This is a genomic window from Rhodococcus sp. 7Tela_A2 (assembly GCF_049311045.1).
GTDB lineage: Bacteria > Actinomycetota > Actinomycetes > Mycobacteriales > Mycobacteriaceae > Rhodococcus.
On record NZ_JAXION010000202.1, the window covers coordinates 1 to 3,266 of the forward strand.

General features: G+C 68.0%; 2 protein-coding genes. One reads left to right on the forward strand and one right to left on the reverse strand.

The window, feature by feature from the left end:
* On the reverse strand, positions 1–1,254 hold a 1,254-nt coding region (locus TVH25_RS21115), incomplete at its 3' end, for a YihY/virulence factor BrkB family protein (protein WP_422425395.1).
* Between the two features lie 231 nt (positions 1,255–1,485).
* Here TVH25_RS21115 and TVH25_RS21120 point away from each other — a divergent pair.
* Positions 1,486–3,213, forward strand: a complete 1,728-nt coding sequence (locus TVH25_RS21120) for a DEAD/DEAH box helicase (RefSeq protein WP_378528719.1) — start codon at positions 1,486–1,488, stop codon at positions 3,211–3,213.
* Positions 3,214–3,266: the final 53 nt, after the last annotated feature.

The following is a 3,266-nucleotide window of genomic DNA, read 5'->3' on the forward strand; positions in this document are numbered from 1 at the left end:
GGGCCCGCCCCCGGGGCCCCGCGGTCTTACCGCGGCCGGGGGGGCGGGGGTACAACGCCCTCCCCCGGCCGCTTCTGCATGTTCGGGTGCGGTGCTGTCCGGACGGGGCCGGTCGGCTTCCGTGCCGTCCCGCTCGAGTTCCATGCACTCCCCGTCGGTGTCGGCTCGCTCGTGCCGGTCGATCGGGCACGCCTCGGGTTGCTGGTCTCCCGGGCGCAACAGATCGGAAATCCGGATCGGGCTGGCCGCGGTGAGCCGCCGCGTGAGGTTGGTGACCGGACCGAGTTCGGGTGACGGCACCTGATCGGCCTGCGCCGACAGCCACTCTTTCCACTGTTCCATCCTGGTCGCACGCGCCGGCCAGAACTCCTGAACGGTCGCGTTGAACTCGGCGCCCAGCACGATCGCGAATCCCAGGAAGAACGTGAACAGCAGGAACGCGATGGGCGCGGCCAGCGCTCCGTAGGTGTACCCGGTCGACGCGATGATCGTCAGGTACCAGCGCAGTCCCACGCTCGCGGCGATGAAGAACGCGCCGGCAACCAGCGCACCTCCGAGCAGCCGGTGCCAGGGGAGCGACTTCGGCAGGGCCACCTTGTAGAGCGTGGTGAGACCGAGGAGCAGCAGCAGTCCGACACCCGGGTAGTAGAACGTGTCGACGATGCTCGATCCGAGCGTGTACCAGGAGTCGGGCAACAACCGGCCGATCATCGTCGGGCCCAGAGCGACGAGCGGCAGGGTGAACACCGCCAGGATGAGAAACATCACGTAGAGCAGCAGTCCGAAGATGCGCTGCCAGATCGGGTTGCGGTGGTTCTGCTGATGGTGGGCTTCCACGATCGAATCGACGAAGGTGGCAATCGCCGACGACCCCGCCCACAGCGACAGCACGAACCCGACGGACATCACGTCGGCGCGCCCGCGGTTGAGGACATCCTCGACCGTGGGCTGGATGATCTGGTCCACCACGCTGTCGCTGAACGCCGTACGGGTGAACGTGACGATCTTGGAGGTGATGATGTCCACCGTGTCGGGTCCGAACCATCCGCCCACGTAACCGAGGCTGCCGAGCAGCCCGAGCAGCAGTGGCGGCAACGACAGTGTCTGCCAGAAGGCCGCGGTTGCCGCCTTGCTGAAGATCGAGTGATTCCAGGACATCGCCAGGGTGTGGCCGATGACCTGCCCAGTCCGGCGTACCGCGTGCCGCAGGCGGCCGCGGGGCTGAGAGGTGGGGGATCGGGGTGTGTCGTTCATCTGCTTCCAGCATTCCCGACGACGTGCCGTCATGCGCGGAGCCGGGCCGGTAGGTGCAGGGAAAGTCTGCCACGATCCCGCCGGAGGTGATCGTCGGCGCGCGGTTCGTGACCGGGATCGGCGCGCGGAGACGTTAGGCTTCATGACGGTCGACGTCCGGTCGAGGCGCACTGCGTCGCGGCACCGGCGGAGGTCGATCAGAGCTATGCGGACAAGGAGCACGAGAAACCGGTGAGCATCGAAACCGTCGGACAAGCTACGACCTCCGCCCCGGCGGGACAGCTGCGCGCCTGGCAGCGTCGCGCCCTGACCAAGTACCTGGCGACCAAGCCTCGTGATTTCCTGGCGGTGGCGACCCCGGGCGCCGGCAAGACCACCTTCGCGCTGCGTGTCGCGTCGGAACTGCTGCGCGACCGCACCGTCGATCAGATCACGGTGGTCGCGCCCACCGAGCACCTCAAGCATCAGTGGGCGGCGGGTGCCGCGCGCGTCGGTATCGCCCTCGACTCGAATTTCTCGAACTCGACGGGCCAGACCTCGAGTGATTTCCAGGGTGTGGTCGTCACGTATGCACAGGTGGCCTCGCACCCCTTCAAACACCGGGTACGCACCGAAGCGCGCCGCACCCTCGTCATCCTCGACGAGATCCACCACGGTGGTGACGCCAAGAGCTGGGGTGAGGGCATCCGTGAGGCATTCGGTGACGCCACCCGGCGTCTCGCGCTGACCGGTACCCCGTTCCGCAGTGACGACAGCGCCATTCCGTTCGTCACGTACGAGCCGAACGGTGACGGACTGATGCAGTCCAAAGCCGACCACTCCTACGGGTACGCCGACGCCCTCGCCGACGGCGTGGTGCGGCCCGTGGTGTTCCTCGCCTATTCGGGCGAGGCGCGGTGGCGTACCAATGCGGGGGAGGAGTTCACCGCACGCCTCGGCGAGCCGCTGAGCGCCGAACAGACGGCGCGAGCGTGGCGTACCGCTCTCGATCCCGAGGGCGACTGGATCCCGGCCGTTCTGCGGGCGGCGAACACCCGCCTCGAACAGTTGCGTGCCGGGGGGATGCCCGACGCCGGTGGGCTCGTCATCGCGACGGATCAGACAGTCGCCCGCGCGTATGCCCGAGCGCTCGAGGTCATCACCGGGGAGGCGCCCGCTGTCGTCCTGTCCGACGATCCCACCGCCTCGAAGCGGATCTCGGAGTTCAGCGCCAGCACCCAGCGCTGGATGGTCGCGGTGCGAATGGTGTCGGAAGGCGTCGACGTGCCCCGTCTCGCAGTGGGGGTGTACGCGACGAGCGCCTCCACCCCGCTGTACTTCGCGCAGGCGATCGGACGGTTCGTGCGTGCACGCCGCAAAGGCGAGACCGCCAGCGTCTTCCTCCCGTCCGTTCCGGTCCTCCTCGACCTCGCCAGCCAGCTCGAGGCTCAGCGCGACCACATTCTCGGCAAACCCCACCGGGTGAAGGAGGGGTTCGACGACGAGTTGCTCGCCGACGCCAATCGCCGCAAGGACGAGCCGGGGGAGGACGAGAAGGCGTTCCAGTCGCTCGGTGCCGACGCCGAACTCGATCAGGTGATCTACGACGGTTCCTCGTTCGGCACCGCCACGTTCTCCGGGAGCGACGAGGAAGCCGACTATCTGGGGTTGCCCGGCCTGCTCGACGCGGACCAGATGCGAGCCCTGCTGCGGCAACGTCAGGAACAGCAACTCGAGAAGCCGAAAGCGGTTCCCGCGCACGAACCTCCCCCTCAGGTCACGGAGCGGGTCGCGACCGCCGATTCGCTGGCGCAGTTGCGTCGTGAGCTCAATTCGCTCGTCGCGGTGGTACACCACCGGACCGGTAAGCCGCACGGGGTGATCCACGGGGATTTGCGCCGGCAGTGCGGAGGTCCGCCGACGGCGATGGCCAATGTCGAGCAGTTGCGAGATCGGATCGCGATCCTGCGGACCTGGTGACAGACGGAGAGCCGGAACAGACGGAAGCGGGCGGGGGGGGGGGCGCGGTCGGG